The following is a 23,150-nucleotide window of genomic DNA, read 5'->3' as shown; positions in this document are numbered from 1 at the left end:
TCGCTCCGATCACAGGAGCGGCCCTCTGGCGTTGTCCGTCTTCTATTGTTGGCGGGCGGTCACGGCCTCATGGTCGTGTATGCCGGGTCGCCGGCCCTAAGGACCGTGCCGGTCCCCGGGCATCAGAACCCTCCCGACGTCGAGCCGGCAGATCCTGAGGATGGGCTCGTGAAGGTTGAGTTGGAGCCCGGCTGCCAGGTATCTGCGGATGCGGGGTAGTTGGCTTCCTGGCGTTTGATGCATTTCCATTCGATGGCGGTGTTCGGTGGGAGATCGCTGATCGTTCCGGTCCAGGTGGGGTAGGACGTGGGGTCGAGCTTGACGGCGCTGGCCGGTGACCAGTTCCCCAACCCGGGGACGTTGCCCACGACGTAGACCGACTGCCCGCTGGTGGTGGTGCCGTTGGTGCAGGTGAAGCTGGCTGATACCGGGGTCTGGCCGAGGGTGAACTGGAAAGACTTCGCGGTCACGACCGCGGTGCTGTCGGATTTGGCGACGACGAGATTCCCTCCGGCGTTGTACCAGCCGCTGGCGGCGGCATCGAACGCTGCCTTGTTCGCGTACTGGGTCAGCGGCATTCCGTTCAGCGTTACGGCGGAAGCTTGGGTTTCGTCGGTGACGAGCTGGACAACGTTCTGGCGGCTGTCCGGCGCTCCGGCGTATGTGCCGGATGATGCGGCAATGTTCACGGTTTCAGTGGACCCTGACAGTTGCTGGGTGATACCGGTGAGGCGTTGCGCCCCGGCCTGGTAGTTGACCGACTTGCCGTCGTCTTCGGTGAGGGTGAAGGTGGAGGCGTTGGTGTCGGGATAGACCTGGGCAACGAGCTCGTTGCGTGTAGTGGCGTCGGTCCGGGCGCCGGTGACGTTCATCGTTTTGTCATCGACGTACATCTTGGGCAGGATCGCTCCGGCCTTGGCGAATGCGGGGAGCTGGAAGGCTCCGTTGTTCCATTCGGGAAGGTTGTTCACCCACTGGCCGGTGCTGACGTACTTCTTGTTCGTGTGGTAGTCGTACCAGGTGCCGGCAGGCAGGTACATGTTCCTCTGCCGTTCGCCCGATGCAGCGACGACGCCGACAAGCATGTTCGGTCCGATCATCTTCTCGCTGCCCATAGTGCGGACGTTGGGGTCGTTCTGGTAGTAGTACACCAGCGGCGGGGCGAGGGGGTCTCCGGTGCTGTAAGCGTTGTGCGCCACGGAGTAGTAGTAGGGGGTGAGCTCGTAGCGCTGGCGGAGGTTGGCCAGGTTGCTGGGGACGTCGCCGATCTTGTCGGGGGCTGTCTGCTGGCAGTTGCAGGTGTTGTCGGTATGGGGGCGGATCGGGACGTCGAACCATGCAGAATTCGCGAACCATTGAGTGTAGATCTCGTTGATGTCGGACCCGGTGATGGCCTCGTCACGGTGGAAGCCGCCGATATCGGAGCCGAAGTAGTCGATGCCGGACATCGACATCTCCATCTGGACGTTCGTCTGGTCTGCGAGGGCGGTCATGCGGGTGGCGATGTCACCGGACCACATGGCCGCGCCGTCGCGCTGGATGCCAGCGGCACCGGAACGGGAGAGCAAGAAGGGGCGCTGGGTTGAAGAAGCGGTGGAGTACCCTTTGGCGACACTGTTGGCCCATTCCAGGGCATACAGGTTGTGGTAATCGGCGTGGGCGTGTTTGCCGGGCAGAAGGCCGGCGGTCCAGTCGTTGGAGTCATACATTTCGGGTTCGCCGAGATCGAGCCAGTGGCCGAGGATGCCCATGTTGACCAGGGGCTGTTCCTTGGTCGCGGCCCAGTAGGCGCCGGCGGCCGGCTGGGTCCTGTCGATCATGCTTCCGCGGCCCCACCAGTCGTTGGCGGTGAGGTAGACAGGGTCACACGTGGGGCAGCCGGCACGGGCCAGGAAGCCTTGATTGGCCAGGTTGGTGTACTCGGGGAGTCCCTTGCCGATGTAGGACTCTTCGATGGTCATCAGGCCGATGCCCTGGTTGTCTCGGTAGTCGGCGACCTTCGACGCGGCGTTGGGGAAGTTGGTCGGGTCGAACTGGAGGGTGCCCATCTTGGTGTTGTCGGAGCCTGCTGTGACACCGCCGAACCATTGCAGGTCGAGCATGAATCCGTCGACGGGGAACTTGTCGGCGCGCAGGCCGGCCAGGGTGTTGTCGATCTCGGTCCAGTTCTTGTACCCGTATTCGGAGTTCCAGAGTCCGAACGCCTTCTGCGGGGGCACCGGCGGGTGGCCGGTGAGGTTCATGTAGCTCTTCCGCAGCTCGGGCAGGCTGGGGCCGGCCATGACGTACCAGCGCAGCTGGTCACCGTAGGTATCCATGGTCCAAGGGTCTGCGGTGAGGTTCCAGTCCTGCTTGTAGACCTGGTCGACGAAGAGTCCGTAGTTAGCATTGTTGGCGCCTACGGCGAAGAGGACGGGGATCTGGGTGTTTCCGACTGGGCCGTTGTCGACGTCGTAGTTCATGGTGTTGCCGTAGGCCCCGGGGGAGGTGCGGTCGACTCCGACCCTGTCGCCGTCGGCGTTGCCGCCGGTGAAGAATTCTTCGCCGAGGCCGTAGGCGTTCTGCATGGAGGACTTGGTGAAGGACAGCCCCTTCCACGCGGCCGTCAGGTTCCGTGGGCAGACGGTGTGCAGCAGCAGGGCCGGCGTGCGGGTAGTGTCCGTGACGTCGGCGCACATCGTCGTGGTGTTGACGCTGACCTGGATGTGCGCGCTGCTGGCGGTCGAGGCGGTTTGGGTGAAGGCAGTGGGGCCGGCGTAGCTGGTCGAGGCAACCTGGTCGGTCGTGGGGATGGCCACTCCGGTGCCGGGCCCGGATCCCGTGCCCATTTCGAAGTGGACGAGGTCGTCGCTGAGGAATTCCGCGACCAGGTAGTCGCCGGCTCCGGTGAACTGGGCGCGTTGGATCCCTGCCGCGTGGGCCGGGACGGCGGTCACAAACGTTGCCCCGGCGGTTGAAGCGAGCAGCAGGAGCACTCCGGAGAGGATCCCGCTGAGGCGCTTTCGGCGCCGGTCTCGGCGTGGGGCGGTCATGGCCTGCCCACCGTGAGGTTGTCGAGGTTGATGGCGGCTGTGTTGGCCGTGTCATAGGAGATTTTCACCGAGTGCCGTCCCGAGGTCAGCGTGGTGCTGATGGTTGCGTTGCCCCATGTGTCCCAGTTGGCCAGGTTGGGCAGCGTCAGGGTTCCGATGGAGGTGCCGTCGACGTAGATGGTTCGGGTGGCTGGTCCGCCTGTGGCGTTGGCGTAACGGAAAATGAGTTGGTGGGTGCCTGTGGCGTTGGCGCTGATGTCGAAGGTGAGGGAGGAACCGGCAGCGGTGAAGCCGTCGACGAATCCTGTGCCGGTGTATCCGGCGTGGTTGGTGTTGGTGGTGGTTCCGGTTGCGGTGGCGAATTCCGCTTCGTATGCGCTCTTGTTGACCCCGGAGAGGATGACGGTGCGGGTGGTTGTTCCGGAGGCGACCTTGATGAGGGTGAACTGCTGGACAGGATCCCAGTACCAGCCGGTGGCGGCGGCCGTGAGGCCGCTGAGCGTGCTGTATGCGGTCAGCGCGGTTCCGTCGACTGTGACGCCGCTGGGGACAGTGGTGTTGACCTGGAGTGTTGCGGTGGTGGCGAGCGGTGGCACGGTGGCGGCGACCTGATGGCTGCCCCAGTTCTCGGCGCAGGTGACTTGTTTGACGGTTCCCGCGGCGTCGTCGAAGTAGTCAGCCGAGGTGGATCCTGCGGGGTAGATCCGGAAGACGAGGTTCGTGTAGTTGTAGACGTCGTTGCCGATGTTTCCGCCGTATTCGTAGTTGGCGTTGAGGTTCAGCGGGATGATGGCGCCGTCGCGGGCGTAGACCGGGATAGTGGAGGTGTCGGCGATGTAGGTCTTGTTGCCGGGACCGGAGGCCTTGCCGCCGTTGGTGACGTCGTGCCATTCCCCGCCGGGGAGGTAGAGCGTGACCGAGGTCGCCCCTTGAGTGGTGATGGGGGCGACGAGCAGCTGGCGGCCAAACATGTACTGCATGTCCAGGGGCGCCGCCGAGGCGTCGCCGGGGAAGGCCAACCGCATGGTCTGCAGCAGGGGCAACCCGGTTAGGGAGGCGTTCTTGGCCTCCGTGTAGATGTAGGGGATCAAGTTCATCCGCGTGTTGGCGAACTTGCGGAACGTGGGGATCACTGTCGCGTCGCCCGTTCGGGCCTGGACGTTCCAGGGGGTCCGGGCCTCTGAGGGGCTCGGATCGGACTTCTCGGAGTGGTACTGCATCATCGGGGAGTATGTCTGCTGGGCCGCTGCCCGGAGGTAGAGCTCGCTGCTCGGGAAGGTCCCCGTGAAGCCGGCCATGTCCCACGCCCAGAAAGGAATCCCGGACTCTCCGCCGCTCAGGCCTGCGCGCAGGGCCTGCTGGAAGGCCGAGAACGTCGAGGCCTGATCGCCGGCCCAGTAGATGGAGTGGGCCTGTGCGCCCGCGGTTCCACCGCGGCTGAACAGGACCCCGTCTCCGTTCTTCTTGGTCTGGACATAAGTGCCGTAGGCGCCGGTGTAGGCGTTGGTGTACGCGTTGTGCATCTCGTCGCCCTTGCGGCCGTCGGAGAAGGAGGCGTTGCGGCCGAAGACCATCTCGCCGCCGTCGGTCTTCATCCCGTCGATGCCGACATCGTCGAAGAGGTAGGCGCGCTTGCTCATCCACCAGGCGGTCGCCGCGGCGTTGGTGAAGTCCGGCATGGTGCTGTCGCCGAACCATTCCCCGGTGGGGATCCGGTATTGGCCGCCGGCTCCGTCTCCGATCAGGTAGCCCTGCGCGGTGGCGTAGCTCTGGTCGTTGAGATGCTGCTGGGGCGCGGTGGCGGGGTTCGTGTCGAAGTCCTGCTTGAGTACGGGGATCTGCCACAGGACGACTTTGATGTTCTGGGCGTGGGCGGCGGCGACCATGGCCTTGGGGTCGCTCCACTCGCCGCCGGACGGGAAGGTGAGGTCGGTGTAGGCCAGGGCGCCGCTGCCGGGCTTTGCGGTGTAAGTCGCACCGTGCCAGACATAGAAGGTGGCCTCGTCGCTCCACTGCTCCAGCACCAGGACACTGTGCGGGATGTTGTTGCTGGTGACGTTGGCGAGCTCGTTCGTGACCTCGGTCTGGGTGTTCCACTCGTTGGCGGACATCCACAGGCCGAAGGCCCATTTCGGGGGCAGCCACGGGCGTCCGGTGAGGGAGGTGTAGGCATCGAGGATGTTTCCCTGGGTACCCGTGAGGAAGTGATAGTCGACGGTGGAGTCGAGCGCGCCGCCGGTGTCGACGGTGAAGCCGACCATGTCGGAGAGGTAGGTGCACACGTTGAACAGTGAGTAGCGCGTACTGGGAACGTACACCCCGTAGCCTGCGGAGTTGGTGAAGAACGGCACCGACATGTAGGTGCGGTGGGTAGGGCCTTGGTCCTGGTACTGGTTATAGACGTAGTTGTCGACGTCGTGGCCGCGCTGGTCCAGGTAGTCGTATCTTTCGCCGAAGCCCTCGAACCGTTCTCCGGCAGGGGTCAGCCAGTGGTCCTCGATTTTGGTGACCGTGGTGGAACCGTCACTGGCCCATCCCGTGTTCCGAAATATGGCCGGGTCGTACTGCTGGGCAATCAGCGTGGTGCTGTCGGCCTTGTAGACGGAAACTCGGTAGGGGCTCTTCTGGATCTTCACCTGCAGCGCGCTAGTGGTCAACTGCAGCGTCGTGCCGGTGTCGGTGACGGTGTAGCCCGTGGCGCCTGTGATATTCAGGCCGGTGCCGTGGGGTGCGATCTGTACGTGGAAGCGGTCTGGTGCGGGGAAGGTGTAGCGGATCTTGGGGGAGAAGCTGCCGGAGGTGTCGCTGACAGTGACATCGACCGAGGTGCCGTTGTCGGTGTAGCCGCTGACGTTGCCCGTGCCAGACCAGTCGGTGACCGCGAAGCTGAACGGGCCGCTGGTGATCGCGCCTGCGCCGTCGACGTTGGCGTGGATGGTGTACGTGATTTGGTCGCCCCTCGCGAAGGAGCCGAGGTTGACCTTCCAGTAGCTGTTGTTGCCATTGTTGTAGTCGAAGGAGCAGCCGACGTCAGTCTGGGCGACCCCGTTCTTCGTCCAGGAGACCCAGCATGTCTGTCCGGGAGAGATCGGCCATGTGGTCGAGTGCAACTGGACCGTCTGGGTGGACATCGGATCGCGCGGACCGCGTTCGCTCGGCGTGGTGCTGTAGAGCTGGTCGTAGCCGGTGGGCCCGTGGAAGACGCCGCTGAGGGTGTCAGCTTTGGCCGATTCTGCGCCGAAGACCGCCGGTAGCAGGGCCAGGGGCACAGCGCCCAGGATGCCGAGGACGGCTGTGCGGCGGGATATTGTCGGCGTGACTGAAACGGACATCGTTGCCCTGCTTTCTTTTGAGAGTGAAGCTCACCCAGCGGAGCGGCCGATGAGGGTCGGCTCGTCGCTGTTCAAGCGGAGGTTGGGTTCGAAAAGCTCGTTGAGCAGGAGGCTTGCGGCTCCGCGTGCCCAGGCCTCGTCGTCCCAGGCCTCGGCGTGGATCGAGAGTCCGTCCTGCAATCCGTCGAAGACGGTCTCGTTGAGCGCGCGGCGGAACGCGGGCATGATGAGGTCGAGATTATGTGTGCCTTCGCCGGCCAGGAGGAGCCGGTCGGGGTTCAGGATGTTGACGACGTTGCCGACTGCCCGGCCCAGATGCTGGCCGGCCTCCGCGAAAACGTGTGCTGCACGCTGGTCACCGTCCCGGGCCATCGTGCCGCCCTCGTCGACCGTGACGGGCCGTCCCAGCTCGCCGGCGAGGGATACCAGGAGGGCCGGCTCGCCGATCACGGCCTCCAGGCAGCCGCGGCCACCGCACTCGCATTGCGGGCCTTCGGGTACCACCTTCATGTGGCCGAGCTCGCCGGCACCTCCGCGGCTGCCCCGGAACAGGCGTCCGTCGAGGACCATGCCCATGCCGACGCCGCGTCCTATGGTCACAACAGCGAAGTTCTTCACGCCCCGTCCGGCCCCCCAGCTCTGCTCGCTCGCCACCAAGGCGTTGACGTCGTTGTCGATGAGAACCGGCAACCCGATCGCCTCTGAGAGCCGTTTGGCGAGTGGTTCGTTGTGCCAATCAAAGTATGTGGCGTGGCGCACGCTTCCCTCGTCCCGGTCGATCACCCCTCCCATGCCAAGCCCTACGCCGAGGATCCGGCCATGGCCGGCGGGAGCAAGCGCCTCGACTGCGCTGACGATGCCTGCCACTACCGCGCCCGGTGTCGGGAACTCAAGGGCGGCGTCGGCTCGGGCCACGACGTTTGCGTCGAGATCTGTCAGGACGCCGATGGCCTGGTTCTCGGTCAGTTTGATGCCGACGACGTAGCCGGCGCGCGGCCGCAGGCCAAGGAGCACTGGCGGCCGCCCTCCCGCCGATGTGCCAGTGGCCCGCTCTTCGACGAGGCCTCGGTCTATGAGCCGCGATGTGATGGCAGTGACCGTCGGGCCGCTGAGGCCCGTGCTCCGGGCGATGTCCGCGCGGGAATGGAGCGCCTCGCCGCGCAGCTCGGCGAGCACGAGGGCCTCGTTGATCTCCCTGATCAGCCCTTTGTTGCCCGCCCGGTCGATTCTCACAGCGCATGCCACCTTTCTGAAGTGACTAAATTAAGTTGCCGAACAAACGCTAAGTGAGTGCGGGGCTTCTCCGCAAGGGGAATTTTCTGGTGCAGTCATTGTGCATAAGCGACCCCTTGACGTGAGCTGCATCATAGTTCTAATCTTCATTTAGTCGTAAATAAAGGAGAATACAATGGTTCGGCCGAGCGGCAACGCTGACGTTACGCGGTCTGCGATCCTGGCATTTCTTGGTACCTCCGGAGGAGCGTCCCGGGCTGACTTGGCGAGGGCACTTGGCGTCTCTCCGGCTCTCATGACCCAGCTCATCAAAGAGCTCATCGCCGATGGCCTCGTGAGGGAGCTGTCAATGTCTCCCTCCAACGGTGGTCGTCCTGCCCGGATGCTGGGCCTGGCCACCGCCGCCGGGCGCGTGGTGGGTATGAAGATCTCGAAGGATCATGTTGCCTTCGTTGAAACGGAACTTAGCGGGCATGTGGTCCGGTCAGACAACAGGGCATACGACGCTTCCTCGATCACCTCGCTTTCCGACGTCGTCTCACTCGTCCATTCATTCGTTGGCGAAGACCGTGTCACCCCCCTTCTGGGAATAGGTGTCGGTGTTCCCGGATCGGTGGACGCGCAAGGTAGTGGTGTTGTTGATTCAAGCCTCCTGGGCTGGCGGCAGGTACCGCTTGGAGCGGTTCTGAGCCGGGAACTCCATGTTCCGGTCCTGGTGGAGAACAATGTCAACGCCCTCGCTGTAGCCGAACGGCTCTATGGGTCGGGCCGCGAGCATGCCGAGTTTCTGGTTGTGACGATCGGCGAAGGTGTTGGCGCGGGATTTGTTACCGGCGGTGCAGTCGTGCGCGGCAGTAGGGGCGGTGCCGGCGAAATCGGTCACATACCCGCAGTTGCGGATGGCCCTCTTTGTACCTGCGGTAACCATGGATGCATTGAGGCCCTGATTGGGGAAAAGACACTCGTCGCGCAGGCGCGGCAATCCGGAATCATTTCGTCGTCCGCCACTATGGCAGATCTGCAAGGGCGCGCAAACGACGGCGACCCCCGAGCCCAAGATGTTTTCCGGGGAGCCGGTCAGCCGCTGGGTCGAATCGTCGCGGGTCTCGTGCAGATCCTGGATCCGGAGATTGTGATCGTCAGCGGGGAAGGAACCCGGGCGTGGCGCCACTGGGCAGCAGAATTCGAGCGATCTTTCAGGGGGGCCTTGACGGCAGACCGCCGGAGCATCCCCGTGATCGTCGAGTCCTGGGACGACGAGGCCTGGGCGCGCGGAGCCGCTGCGCTCGTGGCGTCTGCGCCCTTCTACAGCGAAGAAAGTTCAGGTGAGCAGGGGAGACGGGTTCGTGCCCGGCTCACCCATGTACCGGCGGAGGTAGCAGGACTGTGACCGCTCTACAAGACTCGAGGTCCGGCAGCCCCGGACCCACGGCAACAACGAAGCGCCACCGAGGACCCGAGGTTCGGCGTAAAACCACCGGCACGCGTCTCAAATACGGGCTGACTGTCGCCGTTTTCCTCATTCCGAGCGCGTTGCCTCTATTGTTCTTCACCATCATTCCCATGTTTTCCGCGTTCTGGATCAGCCTGAACCAATGGAATCTAGTCGGCCCGATGAAATGGGTGGGCCTCGGGAACTACGGCAAGCTCATCGGCGACCCCGGCACGCAGGGCGCCTTCCTGCACACCATCTACTACATCGTCGGATACCTGCCGCTTGTGTACATCGGCGGTCTGGCCATAGCGCTTGCCCTCAATTCCCGAATCAGGGGACGCAGCATGATGCGCGGCCTTTACTTCCTCCCCGTGGTGACCAGCTGGATCGTCGTTGCCCTTGTCTGGCGATGGCTACTGAATCCCAGCACGGGAATCGTCAACTGGCTGCTTGGACTCATCGGGGTGACAGGGCCGGGGTGGTGGACAGATCCGGCATGGTCCATGCCTTCGATCATCGTGGCTTCCGCGTGGAAGGACCTTGGCTTTGTCATGGTGATTCTGCTCGCCGGTCTCCAAGCCATTCCGGAGGACTTGTATGAGGCCGCGACCGTGGACGGCGCCGGCCGGTGGAGGCGGCTGTTCAGCATTACGCTTCCCATGCTTTCCCCCTCGACTTTCTTTGTCATTGTGTTGTCGCTGATCAACGGATTCCAGGTCTTTGACCAGGTCTATGCCATGACCGGAGGCGGCCCCAACAACTCTTCCCAAGTGGTGGTCCAGCAGATTTACGACCTCACGTTCCGTTACGGAAGGGCCGGCGAGGCATCGGCCCTGTCATGGCTACTGTTCCTCTTCATCCTGGTCATCACTCTGATTCAGGTGCGCGGTCAAAAGAAATGGGTGCACTATGCGTAAGCAGCGTCCCTCGATCACCCTGAACATCCTCGTCCTCGTTGGCGCCCTCATGATGGTCTTCCCATTTCTTTGGGCATTCGTAACGTCCATCAGCCCCGGCGCAGGCCTCTCCGCGACACCGCAACTTATCCCGGAGAACCCTTCACTGTCCGCGTACGCTGAGTTGCTCCAACGGCTACCGTTTGCCCAGATCGTGCTCAACAGCCTGATCCTTGCCATCCTCACCACGGTGTTCCAGCTCATCACCAGCTCACTGGCCGCCTACGTCTTTTCCAGGATGCCGTTCAAAGGGCGCAACGCGGTGTTCGCCGTGTATCTGGCCACCATGATGATCCCGATGCAGGTGCTGGTCGTCCCGTTGTTTGTGGAAATGAAAAGCCTGGGCCTTATAGATACCTATCTCGGCGTGCTGTTGCCGGGGATCGCCAGCGCCTTCGGCGTGTTCCTCCTACGGCAGGCCATGAATTCCGTGCCGCAGGACCTGGACCAGGCCGCGACATTGGATGGGGCTGGACACTTCCGGATCTTCGGCCTCATTGTGCTTCCCCTGGTCCGTCCGGCGCTAGCCACACTGACGGTGTTCGCATTCCTCAATAGCTGGAACAGCTTCCTCTGGCCGCTGATTATCCTGCGTACTCCCGCAATGAAAACCCTCCCCGTGGCGTTGGCGGGACTGCAAGGCCAGTACACCACCCAGTGGGACATCGTGATGGCCGGATCAGTGGTCAGCGTCCTACCAATGCTCGCCCTCTATATCTTCACCCAGAAGTACATCATCCAAGGGGTTGCGGGCACCGGACTCAAATAGACCGGATTGGCCAGTTTCCTCACCTATCAATGGAGATACACATGAACAAGAAGCCCCTGGCATCGCTGGGTCTCGCTCTCACCGCAATCCTGGCCATGTCAGGCTGTGGATCGGCGGCGAGTTCAAATGTTTCAAGCACTGAAAAAGTAACCATCAAGTACTCAAACTTCATCTCCAACGGTGGCAACGAGAAGAACCTGGACACCATCGTTCAGGCCTTCGAGAAGGCCAACCCGAACATCACAGTCCAGGTCACTACCTTGCCCTACAAGGACTACACAACGGCCCTCCAGACAGACCTGGCGGCCGGGACGCAAGCCGATACTTTCGACATTGAGTACGCGAACCTTCGTTCCTACGTGGCCAATGGGGCGGTCGCACCTCTCGAGGGAGTTGACGGTTCCAAGTACAAGCAGTCCCTGCTGCAGTCCTACCAGTCAGACGGCAAGCAGTACGCATTGCCCAGTTCCTTCTCCGACGTCGTCCTTTACTACAACAAGGCACTCTTCGACGCCGCCAAGGTCGCCTACCCCACAGCTAGTTGGACCTGGGCTGATGAAACGGCCGCTGCGAAGAAGATCACGGACAGCGCCGCGGGTGTCTATGGAGACTTCCAGAACGTGAGCTTCTACGAGTTCTATAAAGCATTGGCCCAAACCGGCGGCAAATTCCTCAACGACGACGGCAAATCCGTCGCCTTCAACTCGCCCCAGGGCATCAAAGCGGCCGAATGGCTGGCAGGCAAGAGCGGAACCACCATGCCTACACCCGCCCAAGGCGCCGGAACCCCGGACTTCGACACGAAACTGTTCAAAGACGGCAAACTTGGCATGCTCCACAGCGGCATCTGGGTGGCCAGCAGCTTCGCCGATTCACCCAAAAGCTGGGACATCGCCGTCGAGCCCGGAGACACGCAGAAGGCAAGCGCGGAGTTCTCCAACGCCATTGGGGTTTCTGCCAACTCGAAGAACAAGGCCGCGGCCCAGAAGTGGGCCGAATACATGACCAGCTCAGACGTCATGGCACAGACCCGCATCAGTGCAGGATGGGAACTTCCCGCCACCTCCGATGACTCGGTCCTGAAGCCCTATCTCGCAAAGGACAAGCCGGCAAACCGCAAGGCCATTTTCGACGCCCTTGACAACGTCGCCCTCCCACCGGTCATCGGCGACAACCAGCAAAAAATGGTCGACATCATCAACAATGCTCTTGGCGAAGTCGAAGCGAAGCGCTCCAGTGCGGCCGATGCCCTGAAGGGTGCCGCGGACCAAATCAACGCGCTGCTGAAATAACCGGGCACAGCCCGAACAAGGCCGGTGAGCGGGCCGCGGTAACACCGTGAGCTGCTGGCGGCACGGCGACCCGCTCACCATCTGAAAGAGAAGCCAATGATCGACAAATCAATGCAAGGTTCAACGGTAACGCCGGACGGAGATCCCGCTGTTCGTTCGATAGTCCAGGCCGGCATCCGGCTCATCTTGGAACAGCAGACCCCTGGGGGCGCCTACCCGGCAAGCCCGTCGTTTTCCGCCTACGCCGGGTACTGCTGGTTCCGCGACGGCTCCTATATCGCTGACGCCATGTCCGCCGCCGGGCACATCGAATCCGCCGAACGGTTCTTCGACTGGTGCTCGAACGCCTTGACTTCCCGTGCGGGAAGGATCCGTCGGATCGTGGCTGAGAGCCTGGCCGGCAGGCCGGTGGCCGGCGACCAAATGCTGCCCACGCGTTTCACTCTCGACGGGGCCGAAGGTAGCGATGAGTGGTGGGATTTCCAGCTCGACGGATACGGCACCTGGCTTTGGGCCTTGGCTGAGCATAGCGCCCGCCATGACCGGCCACTCGAACGCTGGGCTGAGGCCATTGATCTCACAATCGACTATCTTTCTGTCTCCTGGCAACGGCCCTGCTATGACTGGTGGGAAGAGTCGGCCCAGCACGTGCACGTGAGCACTCTGGGTTGCATCGCCTCCGGATTGGCCAGCATCGCCCAAACCGGGCTGATCGAGGAGTCACTCTCAGAACGGGCCGCCTCGACCGCGCACCAGATCCGCCGTCGAGTCCAAGACGAAGGTGTCCAGGACGCCCATCTCACGAAATGGCTGGGAACAGACACGGTAGACGCCAGTCTCCTCTCGCTGATTGCTCCGATGAACTTCCTGCCCCCGCACAGTCCTTTGAGCGCGGGGACCATCGCTATCATCGAAGAGCAGCTCACCGTCGACAACGGCGTTCACAGGTATCTTGCCGACACCTATTACGGCGGCGGCCAATGGCCTTTGCTTAGTTGCTTCCTCGGCCTGTCCCAGGCCGCTTCCGGAAACCGAACCAGAGCCCATGAGCTCCTGGAATGGGCCGCATCTACCGCCGGCGGGAACGACGAACTTCCCGAACAGGTTGAGCGTCACCTTCTTGACCGCAATTATCTTCAACCCTGGAACGAGCGCTGGGGTTCCTCGGCAAATCCGCTGCTGTGGAGCCACGCCATGTTCATCCGTCTCGCCATTGCCCTCGGGGTCCCGTACGACACCGACGTTCCGGCTCCGGCTCCAACAGCGAAAGAGAGCGCCAAATGATCCGTCACAAGCCATTCGGTTCCGGCCACCCGTACGTGGACGACACCGATCAGCGCAGCCCGTCCCACCCGGTCGCGGGGGAGCCTGTCACCTTGGGCGTGCGAACCTCTCCGGAACTGACCGACGTGATCTGCGAACTCGAAGTCACCGCTCGCGACGGGACAGTCACGAAACTGACCGAAATCCTCGAACGAGTACCGGCGGCATCGCGCGGACAAGTTATCGATGGCGGCCACCTGGCATCCGCCCAGGCCAAACTCGCCCGTTCAGCCAGCGGCTGGCAGCTGACCCTCGCGCCAGCGGAGCCCCAGACAACATACAAGTACCGCTTCACGGCGCAGACCCAAAGTGGCAGCACTCAAAAGACGCAGTGGTTCAGCTATAGCGCCGCTACCTGGGCGGCCGCCAGCCAGGCTGTTAACGTCATTGGAGCTGACCGCGTGATCGCCGACTCCGTTGAGGTGCTACATGACGGTGTCCGGCCTTTGCGTGTTCGTTTCGCGCTCCCGTTGGCCTTGAACGAGCGTGTCACCGGCTTTGGAGAACGCTTTGATGCCCTCGATCACCGGGGGTCCAAGCTGGACGCGGTCGTCTTCGAGCAATACAAGAGCCAAGGAGCGAAGCGGAAGACTTACTTGCCGATGCCCTTCGCCCATGTAGTAGGCGGCGATGGCTGGGGATTTCACGTCGAAACTTCCCGACGTACTTGGTACGACATCGGTGCCTCTGACGAACACCGCCTCGTCATTGAAGCCGAAGTCGGCCCCGAACCCCTGAACGGGGACACACTTCTGAACCTGAGGTTCTTCGAAGGAACGCCGACGGCGGTCCTGAAGTCCTTCCTGTCCGTCGCCGGCAGCGCCAAGGAGCTTCCGGACTGGGTGTTCAAGCTCTGGGCGAGCGGAAACGAGTGGAATACCCAGGCAGAAGTCATGCGACAGATGGATCGGCACCGGGACACCGGGATTCCGGTCGGATCCGTCGTCATCGAAGCGTGGAGCGACGAGTCCACATTCACGGCGTTCCGCGACGCTGAATACGAGCCGAATCCAGATGGTTCACCGCACCATCTGAGCGACTTCACCTTCCCGGAGCATGGTGCCTGGCCGGATCCGAAGGCCATGGTCGATGACCTTCACGCCCGGGACATCCGGGTGGTTCTGTGGCAGATTCCGCTCATCAAAATGCGGCCCCACCCACAAGGACAAGCCCGATTCGACGCTGAGGCGGCGATTCGTGAAGGCCGGCTCATCCGTGAGGAGGCCCCGGATGGCAGCCTGCGACCCTACCGTAACCGAGGGTGGTGGTTCCCGCTCAGCTTGATGCCGGACCTGACCGATCCTGAAGCCGCCCGATGGTGGACTGAGAAGCGACGCTATCTCGTCGAAGAAATCGGCGTCGATGGGTTCAAGACCGACGGTGGCGAACACGCCTGGGGCGAAGAGCTCACGTATCTGAACGGAATGCGCGGAGACGAGGGAAACAACCTCTTCCCGGTCGCCTATGCGAGGGCTTATGGCGATCTGCTTGAATCTGCAGGAAAGGCCCCCGTCACCTTCAGCCGCGCGGGATTCACCGGTTCCCAGGCACACGGAGCATTCTGGGCAGGGGATGAGAATTCCACGTGGGATGCGTTCCGTTGGTCCCTGTTCGCCGGACTCTCCGCGTCAGCATGCGGAGTCTTGTACTGGGGCTGGGACTTCGCCGGTTTCTCCGGCGACGTCCCGAGCGCAGAGCTTTACCTGCGTTCAGCCGCTGCAGCCGTATTCGTGCCCATCATGCAGTATCACTCCGAGTTCAACCACCACCGGAAGCCATCGAGGGATCGGACTCCGTGGAACATTCAGGAAAGAACCGGGGATCAGACTGTCATCCCTGTCTTCCGTGAACTCGTCGAACTGCGCGAACTCCTCATTCCCTACCTGGCTGAGCAAGCCCGCAAGGCTATCGACACCGGAGCCCCCCTCATGCGCCCGCTGTACTTCGACCACATCAAAGACGAAGAGGTATGGAAGCACCCCTTGCAATGGATGCTCGGCGAGGACCTTCTTGTTGCTCCCGTGACCGATGAGGCGGTCCGTACCTGGACGGCCTATCTTCCCGGCGGCAACTGGGTCGATGCCTGGACGGGAGAAAAATACGCGGGCCAGCGAACAGTCGAGGTATCCGCGCCGCTGAACCGCGTTCCTGTCTTCGTGAGGGCCGGAGCTTGGAACGAGATGAAGAACGTTTTCCTTCCGACGGCGTAATCAAAGAACTGAACGGGACCAGCTACCTCGAAGGAAATCCTTGGAATACAGAAGACTTGGCCGAAGCGGCATGTATGTCAGCGAGATCGCGTATGGCAACTGGCTAACGCACGGATCGCAAATTGAGGACGACACCGCAGCGCAGTGCGTGCATGCTGCGCTCGACGCCGGCATCAGCACCTTCGATACCGCTGATGCGTACGCCGAGACGCGTGCAGAAGCCGCCCTCGGTCTAGCGCTTTCCGGCGTTCGCCGCGAAAGCGTGGAGATCCTCACCAAGGTGTATTTCCCGACAGGGCCCGGAAAGAACGATCGCGGACTCTCTCGGAAGCACATCATGGAAGCTATCCATGGAAGTCTCCGCAGGCTCAAAACCGACTACGTAGACCTGTACCAAGCCCACCGGTTTGACTACGAAACACCCCTTGAGGAAACGATGCAGGCGTTTGCTGACATCGTGCGCGCCGGGAAAGCCCACTACATCGGCGTCTCGGAGTGGACGGTGGATGAGATCCGGTCAGCAGCTGCGCTGGCCAAGGAGCTCAATATCGAGCTGGTCTCCAATCAACCCCAGTACAACATGCTGTGGAGGGTTGTTGAACCAGAAATCATCCCGGCCAGCGAAGAGCTCGGGATAGGCCAGATCGTGTGGTCGCCTCTTGCCCAAGGAGTGCTGACCGGCAAATATCCACCTGGAAAGGGCGCCCCGGCCGGTTCCCGCGCCACCGACCAAAACGGAGGCAAAGACACGATGGCTAGGTGGCTCGGCGATGACGTTCTCACCAGGGTCCAGCGCCTTCAGCCCTTGGCAGCAAGCGTGGGGATTCCGCTAGGAACCCTCGCCCTGGCATGGGTGCTTCAGAACCCGAATGTATCTACCGCCGTCGTCGGAGCCTCGAAGCCAGAGCAGATCAAGGAAAACGCAAAGGCCGCCGGGCTAACGCTGGAGGACGCACTCCTGAAGGAGATCGATGAAATCCTCGAACCCGTCATCGAACGCGACCCTCGCAAGGTCGATAGCTGCCACAGCAGGGCTTGAGCACCACTAGGGGCGGCAGCGATAACAAGCTGCCGCCCTTTAACAGATCAAAGAATCGGACCAACATGGCTGAAAACATGACAAGTGCGGGTCATTTCATTGGCATTGACATCGGTGGAACCGGCGTCAAGGGCGGAATCGTCAACCTCGAAATGGGCGAAATCCTGGGAAACTGCGTTCGTCTAGCCACGCCCCGACCAGCGGATCCAGAGTCTGTAGGAGACGTTGTCCGGCAGCTCGTTGACGAACTCGCCGCAGGTAGTGAAGCGGGACTTGATTCAACCGTTGGCGTAACCTTTCCGGGCATCGTCCAGCACGGCATGTCCCGATCTGCGGCAAATATGGACAGGACCTTCATCGATTTCGACATCGGCTCCCATTTCTCGGATCGCATTCGGCGGCCGGTCGCCGTCGTGAACGACGCCGACGCCGCAGGACTCGCGGAAGCCCGCTACGGCGCCGGCGGGGGAACCCGCGGCACCATTTTGGTCATTACCTTGGGCACGGGGATCGGATCAGCCCTGATTTTCGACGGAAACGTCGTGCCCAATGTAGAGCTCGGTCACATTTCCATCGATGGTTACGACGCTGAAACCAGGGCATCCGCCGTCGCCCGTGAGCGCGACGGATTGGGCTGGCAAGAATACAGCGTTCGCTTGCAACGCTACCTTTCTGAACTCGAGTTCATGTTCTCGCCCGAACTCATCATTTTGGGTGGAGGGATCTCTCAAAGAACCGACGAATACTTGCCTCTCCTCACGTTGAGGACTCCAGTGGTCCCGGCGAAGCTCAGGAATGATGCCGGCATCGTGGGCGCCAGCATTCAGGCAGCATCAACCACGCCTACTAATCGCTCTGTCGGCGCACCATTTCAGTGATCCAGATGGGCGCGAACGGAGACGTGCAGTTCGGGGGAGTCGGGTAATCCTTGAGCACACCCAGGCGCTCACCGATGTCGATGGCGCGGGCGCGGTAATCGGCATGTTCGATCCCGATCTGGGCCAGGCAGTGGTTCATGGCCCATTGCAGGCGGTCCGGGGCGTCCTTCATTTCGGCCTCGATGACGTCGAGCAGTCCTGGAAGGTCCAGGCCCTCGGGATTCTTTGCCGCGCGTTCAGTGGTCAGTGCCCAGCCGGCACTCGCGACCACTGGATCCGGATCGGCGAACCAGGCAAGGCGCAGCTCCTCGCAGTGCGGGTTCTTCTTCACCACGTAGTTGACGAGCCAGTCGTGAACTTTCGGAGTGCGCGCCTGGCGCATCATGTGGTCCAGCTCATCGCGCTGGAACGACTTCGGGCGGCAGATCAGGATCGCGAGCAGTCTGGCCGCCGTGTCTTCCGTCGCCCAGAGCTGGTGTGAGAGTTCCTGCTGCGTCTTCAACCGCTTCGCGAGCGCGCGCAGTTTGCCGAGGTTCACACCGTGATCGTCACCGTGCTTCTCGTTCACTTCGCGGGCTCTCGGGTCCTCGAGCGCGGCCAGCTCGGCAACCAGTTCATCCACCGTCGTCTCGGTCACCGCAGCCTCCTGTTCATCACTTGTGGGGTTGAGCTTACTAGCAGGCGTGGCGGTGCAGCGCCGTCACGAAGGCGTTCGGAGACGGCTGCCCGGTGTCCCCCCTGGACTCCCACCCGGTCATGTGGCGTGGTACGCGGCGCATTCCGGGAAGGGGTCGTTCGGGAGAGCTGGCTCGCCGGGCCAGCCTGGATCGTCCATGTCGTCGGCGTCGGCGTCGGCGTCGGCGTCGGGGTCGGGGTCGGGCCATGGGTGTGCGGCTGTGAAGGTGTGCCAGTCGGGGAAGGGGTCCGGGGGCAGTTCCGGTTCGGGTTCCTGGCCGGTCGGGGTGTGGTGTGGCCAGTGGGGTGGTTCCCAGTCCTGGTGTTCGCTGGGGTAGTGCCGGTGTGAGGGTGAGGTCCACCCGGGTGGACTGTTTTTGCCGGCGGGGGTGGGGGTCCATGCGGTGCGGTGTTTGAGGCGGTGGTGTTTGGGGCAGGGTTGGCCGAGGTTGGTGATGCCGGTGGTGCCTCCGTGGGCCCAGGCCAGGAGGTGGTCTGCTTCGTTGTCCAGGGAGTGGTTGTTGCAGCCGGGGAAGGGGCATTTGCCGTCGCGGAGCCGGAGCCATTGGCGCTGGGCTTTGGTGAGGCGGTAGCTGGTGCGTCCGATTTCCAGCGGGGCCCCGTCCCGGGGGTCGGTCAGGACCCGGTGGAAGGACTCGGCGCCCTCGGCGACCAGTGCCCGGGCCATGGAGGGCGGGATCGGCCCGTACCCGTCGAGCACGGCCGGTTCGTCGGTGGCGCCCAGGAGGGACAGGACCGGGACGGTGACCAGGACCTGCGCCCTCGGGGACGGGACACGTCCCGCCGTGCCCGGTTCCACGCCTCCGGCGACCGTGCCGCTCAGCCCCGTGCCGCCGTCGGGCAGTCCGCCGTCGACCGTCGCGGAGCCGGTGTTGGTGAGGAGCCAGGTGGCGGTGATGTCGGCGCGGAGTTGGGCGAGGGTCCGGGTTTCGTGGGGGCCTTGGAGGGTGCGGGCTGCGGCGGTGCTCCGTTCCCAGATCCCTGCGGCGGTGGCTGCGGGGAGGTAGGCGGAGAGCCAGGCCATGCCGTCGCGGTCCGGGAGGTATTCGACCCGCCGGTCCTGGGCGCTTTTAGTGTGGCGTTCTTCGATGCTGACGGGGTGGTGGCGTTCGCGCCAGATGCGTGCCTTGGTGCGGAAGCGGGAGGGGACGAGGTCCCCGGCGGGGCAGCCGCGGGCGGGGTTGGGTGCTCCGGGGTCCAGGAAGTGTGCTTCCAAGGCGGCCGTTGCGGCGGGCCCCAGGGCGCTGGTTTCGTCGATGATGATCCGGGCGTGTTGCCAGGAGATCGTCCCGGACTGCAGGGCCTTCAGGGTCAGTGGCAGCCCGGTCGTGAGGGACCGGGCTTCGGCGAGCAGGGTGCCGGCGGTTCGTTCGCTGATGGTCAGGACGCAGGCCACCTCGGCGATCAGGGAGAGCTCCTGGGCGGTGGACTCCTGCGGTGAGGGTGCCGGTGGCGCGAGGGCCCTGGCCGCGTGGGCGTAGTCCGCGGCCAGCTGCGCTTTCAGGGCGGCGGTCCGGGCTTCCAGCCGGGCCACTTCGGCGAGGCCGTCCAGGCACTCATCCGCCAGATCCCGGAGCGGATCGGCGGTCTCGGAAGAACCGGCGGCGCGGGTGAAAGCGGCAAGCACGGCGACGGACGCGGCAACGGCCTCCACGGCCGCGCTGCTCTCCGCACTCCACGCTGTCCTTCCATCCATACCCACAGCATCGCAGGAGGCACCGACAATTTAGTCCCGCCGCCGACGGGCACGAGGCCAGACGAACGCGAGATGCACTCGGCTAGCTAGGTTCCTGCGCTCGGGAAGGAACCATTCGCCTGAATCTCCGGAAAGGGAACGTGAGAGCCTCCCGTGAATCACGGGACCCTGCTTTTGCGAAGCGGAGGTAGAGCGAAGGAACAATGAACAAATTGAGCAGTGTGGATGTGACAAGTCCGCCCAGAATGACCACGGCCATGGGATGTTCGATTTCGTGGCCCGGGATATTGCCCATGACCACCAAGGGTACGAGGGCAAGTCCGGTAGCCAAGGTGGTCATGAGGATCGGGGAAAGCCGTTCCGCAGCTCCGCGCAACACGAGGGCGCGGCCGAAGGCTTCATCCTCGTTCCTTTCCAGATGCTGGCAGTGGCTGATGAGCAGGATCCCGTTACGCGCCGCGATGCCCATCACCGTGAGGAACCCGACGAGTGACCCTAGGGACAGGACCCCTCCGGTGATGTAGGCTGCGAAAACTCCGCCGACGAGGGCTATGGGAAGCGTCAGCAGTGCGAGTAGGGCCAGCCGCCAGCTCCGGAACGATGCTTGCAGGAACAGGAAGATCAGGGCAAGGGCAGCCACGGCGAAGATCGTCAGGCGTTCGGTGGCCGCCTGGCGTTCCGTGTACTCGCCGAGGAGCTGGACGCTGTAACCCGGCGGCAGGTTCATCTCTTCGAGGCGTTCCTGTAGCGTGCGGACAACGGTCCCGAGGTCCGCGTCCTTTTCGATAAAGGAGCCGACCTCGACTCTGCGGGAACCGTTCGTGCGGTCAATGAGGTTGGGTGTCGCTTGCACACTGACAGCGGCGACGTCGGCCAGCCGGACTCGCTGTCCGCTGGGGGTGTCGAGCGGCAAGTCTTCAATGCTGGTGACGCTGGCGCGGGTCTCCGGAGTGCTCCAAACCTGGACGTCATAGGCACGTCCGTCCCGGAAGACATCGCCGACCTCTTCCCCGGCGACGAGCGTCGCGGCTGCCCGCCTGACATCGCCGGGTTTCAGCCCATACTTCTGGGCGGCGGCTAGGTCCACCTTGACCGTAATCTGTGGCACCTCGACTTCCAGGGAAACGTGGGGTTCATTGGTGCCCTGGATGTGGTCAAGGATGGATTTGATCTTCTGGGCCTGGTCCCGAAGCACGTTGAGGTCATCGCCGTAGACCCGGACCAGGATTGGTTCGCTGGCGCCGGTCAGGACCTCTTCGATTCTCTCTTTCAGGTAGGTCTGGACGTCACGGTGCAGGCCCGGATAGCCGTCGACGACCTCCTGGACAGCGGCCACCGTTTTTTCGTAGTCGGCGTGGCGGTCGATGCTGATCCAGTTTTCCCCGGCGTTGACGCCGACGATCTCGTCTGCGGTGAACGCCTGGCCAATGTGTGTTCCGCAGTTCAGGACTCCGGGCACCTTGAGGAGCTCCTCGCAGCCCCGCTGTGAGATGCGGTATTCCTCCGCCGCAGATGTTCCGGGCTCCGAGACCCAGTGCATCAGAAAGTCCCGTTCCTTGAAGGTGGGGAACAAGGACTGGCCCAGCAGGGGAGCGATCGCCAGACCCACCAGTGCGATGGCGCCGAAACCGGCGTAGCCGTAGCGGGGCCGATTCATGGTCCGGGACAAGGCGGCGTGGTATCCGCGTTTGAGCACCCGGACCAGGGGAGGATCGCGCTGCTCCAGTTTCGCGTTGCCGAGCAGAATCAGGGCCAGCGCAGGGGTCACCGTCAGCGCGACCAGCATCGAGGCGAGGACGGCCAAGGTATAGGAAACGGCGAGCGGCCGGAAGAAGACACCGGTCAGTCCGTCGAGGAAGAAGATGGGAAGGGCCGCGACGACGATGATCAACGTCGCGTAGACAATCGGACTTCGCATTTCCAGGGAGGCCCGGAGCACCACCGACGCCGTTGATTCCTCGCTGCCCACGGCCCGGTGTTGCCTGAGCCTGCGCATGATGTTTTCGACGTCGATGATCGCGTCGTCGACGACGACACCCACCGCGATGACCAGCCCCGCCAGGACCATCGTGTTGATGGAGCTGGCCGTGAAGTACAGCACGAGCGCCGCCGTCAGCAGGGAGAGCGGAATGGCCACGAGACTGATCAGCGCGGTGCGCCACTGGAAGAGGAAGGCGCCGAGGATCATGACCACCAGCAGGCAGCCCAGGAGCAGCGCGAGGCTGAGGTTGGAAATCGCCTCTTCGATGAAGCTCGCCGGACGGAAGATGGTGGTGTCGAAAGTGATTCCACTCAATCCCGGCTGGAGCTGGCGGAGGGCATCCTCAACTCCCTTCGTCACGTCGAGCGTGTTGCCCCAAGGGAGTTTTTCGACGATGAGCATGAGCCCGTGCCCGTTGTTGATGACCGCATCGCCGATGAGCGGCTGGTGGTCCTCCACGACCTTGGCAACGTCGCCCAAATGAAGCGCGACGCCGTCCTTTTCCCTGATGGTGACCTGCGCCAAGTCCGCGGGGCTGGAGACCGCCTGGACATGCCGGACGCCCATTCTCTGGTTCGGACTGTCGATGAAGCCGCCCGTGCCGATGAACCGGCCGGGAGAGTACTTCAGCAGCCCGGCGTCCACGGCGCCGGCGGTGACTTCCATGACCTCGTTGAGCGAAACGTTTTCAGCCTTGAGCCGGTCCGGCTGCACCTGGACCTGCAGCATTTGGAGCCGCTCACCCCAGATGGCGACGTTGGCCACCCCGGGTACGCGGAGCAACCGGGCGCGGATCGTCCAGTAGGAGAGCATGGACATCTCGATCAGGGACCGGTTCGAGGAGGTCATGCCGATCTTCATGACGCGGCTCGTCGAGGACAGGGGCTGCAGCATGACCGGCGGAGCCGCCCAGGTGGGCAGTGCAGAGGTCACCGCCGCCATCCGCTCCGAGACCAGCTGGCGGGCGTTCAGCAGATCGGTACCCTGCTTGAAGACAAGTACGATCGAGGACAGCTGGGGCACGGATTTGGAGCGCAGCTCATCCAGGCCGGGCATGCCGCTCAGCGAAGCCTCGATCGGGACGCTTACCAGCTCTTCCACTTCCTGCGCGGTCAGGCCCAGGCAGGCAGTCTGGATCTCCACGCGCGGGGGCGCGAACTCCGGAAAGACATCGATGGACGCTGAGCTCAACTGCACAGAGCCCAACAGCATCACCGCGCAGGCCAGTGCAACAACCACGGTCCTGAATTTGAGGCTGATGCCTATGATCCAACGCAT

At 63.1% G+C, this 23,150-nt stretch carries 14 protein-coding genes; 8 read left to right on the top strand and 6 right to left on the bottom strand.

Features of this window, described 5'->3' with window-relative positions; translation table 11 throughout:
• Positions 1-122 precede the first annotated feature (122 nt).
• The 3 genes from ACFVTG_RS02525 to ACFVTG_RS02515 are packed head-to-tail and all read right to left on the bottom strand — an operon-like array spanning position 123 to position 7,597.
• Complete coding sequence (locus ACFVTG_RS02525) at positions 123-3,032, bottom strand: TIM-barrel domain-containing protein (RefSeq protein ID WP_390277680.1); 2,910 nt, start codon at positions 3,030-3,032, stop codon at positions 123-125.
• Positions 3,029-6,364, bottom strand: coding sequence for a TIM-barrel domain-containing protein (locus tag ACFVTG_RS02520; RefSeq protein WP_390277678.1), 3,336 nt, complete (start codon positions 6,362-6,364; stop codon positions 3,029-3,031). The genes ACFVTG_RS02525 and ACFVTG_RS02520 overlap by 4 nt, the downstream gene beginning before the upstream one ends.
• A 30-nt stretch (positions 6,365-6,394) precedes the next feature.
• Complete coding sequence (locus tag ACFVTG_RS02515) at positions 6,395-7,597, bottom strand: ROK family protein (protein WP_390277676.1); 1,203 nt, start codon at positions 7,595-7,597, stop codon at positions 6,395-6,397.
• A gap of 175 nt (positions 7,598-7,772) precedes the next feature.
• On the opposite strand from ACFVTG_RS02515, the gene ACFVTG_RS02510 reads away from it, so the two are divergent.
• From ACFVTG_RS02510 to ppgK, 8 genes are all read left to right on the top strand, one after another.
• A complete protein-coding gene (locus tag ACFVTG_RS02510; RefSeq protein ID WP_284756323.1) occupies positions 7,773-8,987 on the top strand; it encodes an ROK family transcriptional regulator in 1,215 nt (404 codons plus the stop codon).
• Positions 8,984-9,949, top strand: coding sequence for a sugar ABC transporter permease (locus ACFVTG_RS02505; protein ID WP_284756325.1), 966 nt, complete (start codon positions 8,984-8,986; stop codon positions 9,947-9,949). Before ACFVTG_RS02510 ends, ACFVTG_RS02505 begins: the two co-directional genes overlap by 4 nt.
• Positions 9,942-10,757 (top strand): carbohydrate ABC transporter permease, encoded by an 816-nt coding sequence (locus ACFVTG_RS02500; RefSeq protein WP_284756326.1) that lies wholly within the window; start codon positions 9,942-9,944, stop codon positions 10,755-10,757. Before ACFVTG_RS02505 ends, ACFVTG_RS02500 begins: the two co-directional genes overlap by 8 nt.
• A 41-nt stretch (positions 10,758-10,798) precedes the next feature.
• On the top strand, positions 10,799-12,049 hold the full coding sequence (locus ACFVTG_RS02495) for an ABC transporter substrate-binding protein (protein ID WP_390277673.1): 1,251 nt from the start codon (positions 10,799-10,801) through the stop codon (positions 12,047-12,049).
• Positions 12,050-12,145: 96 nt separating this feature from the next.
• Complete coding sequence (locus ACFVTG_RS02490; RefSeq protein WP_390277671.1) at positions 12,146-13,333, top strand: glycoside hydrolase family 15 protein; 1,188 nt, start codon at positions 12,146-12,148, stop codon at positions 13,331-13,333.
• Positions 13,330-15,582, top strand: coding sequence for a TIM-barrel domain-containing protein (locus ACFVTG_RS02485; protein ID WP_390277668.1), 2,253 nt, complete (start codon positions 13,330-13,332; stop codon positions 15,580-15,582). The genes ACFVTG_RS02490 and ACFVTG_RS02485 overlap by 4 nt, the downstream gene beginning before the upstream one ends.
• 40 nt (positions 15,583-15,622) lie before the next feature.
• Positions 15,623-16,621, top strand: coding sequence for an aldo/keto reductase family protein (locus ACFVTG_RS02480; protein WP_390277666.1), 999 nt, complete (start codon positions 15,623-15,625; stop codon positions 16,619-16,621).
• A 65-nt stretch (positions 16,622-16,686) separates the two neighbouring features.
• Positions 16,687-17,499, top strand: a complete 813-nt coding sequence (ppgK, locus tag ACFVTG_RS02475; protein WP_390277664.1) for a polyphosphate--glucose phosphotransferase — start codon at positions 16,687-16,689, stop codon at positions 17,497-17,499.
• Here the strand turns inward: ppgK and ACFVTG_RS02470 are convergent.
• The 3 genes from ACFVTG_RS02470 to ACFVTG_RS02460 all read right to left on the bottom strand — a co-directional run bounded on the left by ACFVTG_RS02470 (position 17,468) and on the right by ACFVTG_RS02460 (position 23,150).
• The gene (locus ACFVTG_RS02470) at positions 17,468-18,136 is read right to left on the bottom strand and encodes a DNA alkylation repair protein (protein ID WP_390277662.1); all 669 of its coding nucleotides are present in this window, start codon (positions 18,134-18,136) and stop codon (positions 17,468-17,470) included. The genes ppgK and ACFVTG_RS02470 overlap by 32 nt on opposite strands.
• A 117-nt stretch (positions 18,137-18,253) precedes the next feature.
• Positions 18,254-19,891: a DUF222 domain-containing protein gene (locus ACFVTG_RS02465; RefSeq protein ID WP_390277660.1), complete on the bottom strand. Its 1,638-nt coding sequence runs from the start codon at positions 19,889-19,891 to the stop codon at positions 18,254-18,256.
• A gap of 82 nt (positions 19,892-19,973) precedes the next feature.
• Positions 19,974-23,150: an efflux RND transporter permease subunit gene (locus ACFVTG_RS02460; protein WP_390277658.1), complete on the bottom strand. Its 3,177-nt coding sequence runs from the start codon at positions 23,148-23,150 to the stop codon at positions 19,974-19,976.

This window comes from Arthrobacter sp. NPDC058127, assembly GCF_042884555.1.
GTDB lineage: Bacteria > Actinomycetota > Actinomycetes > Actinomycetales > Micrococcaceae > Arthrobacter.
This window is presented reverse-complemented; position numbering and strand designations above follow the sequence as displayed.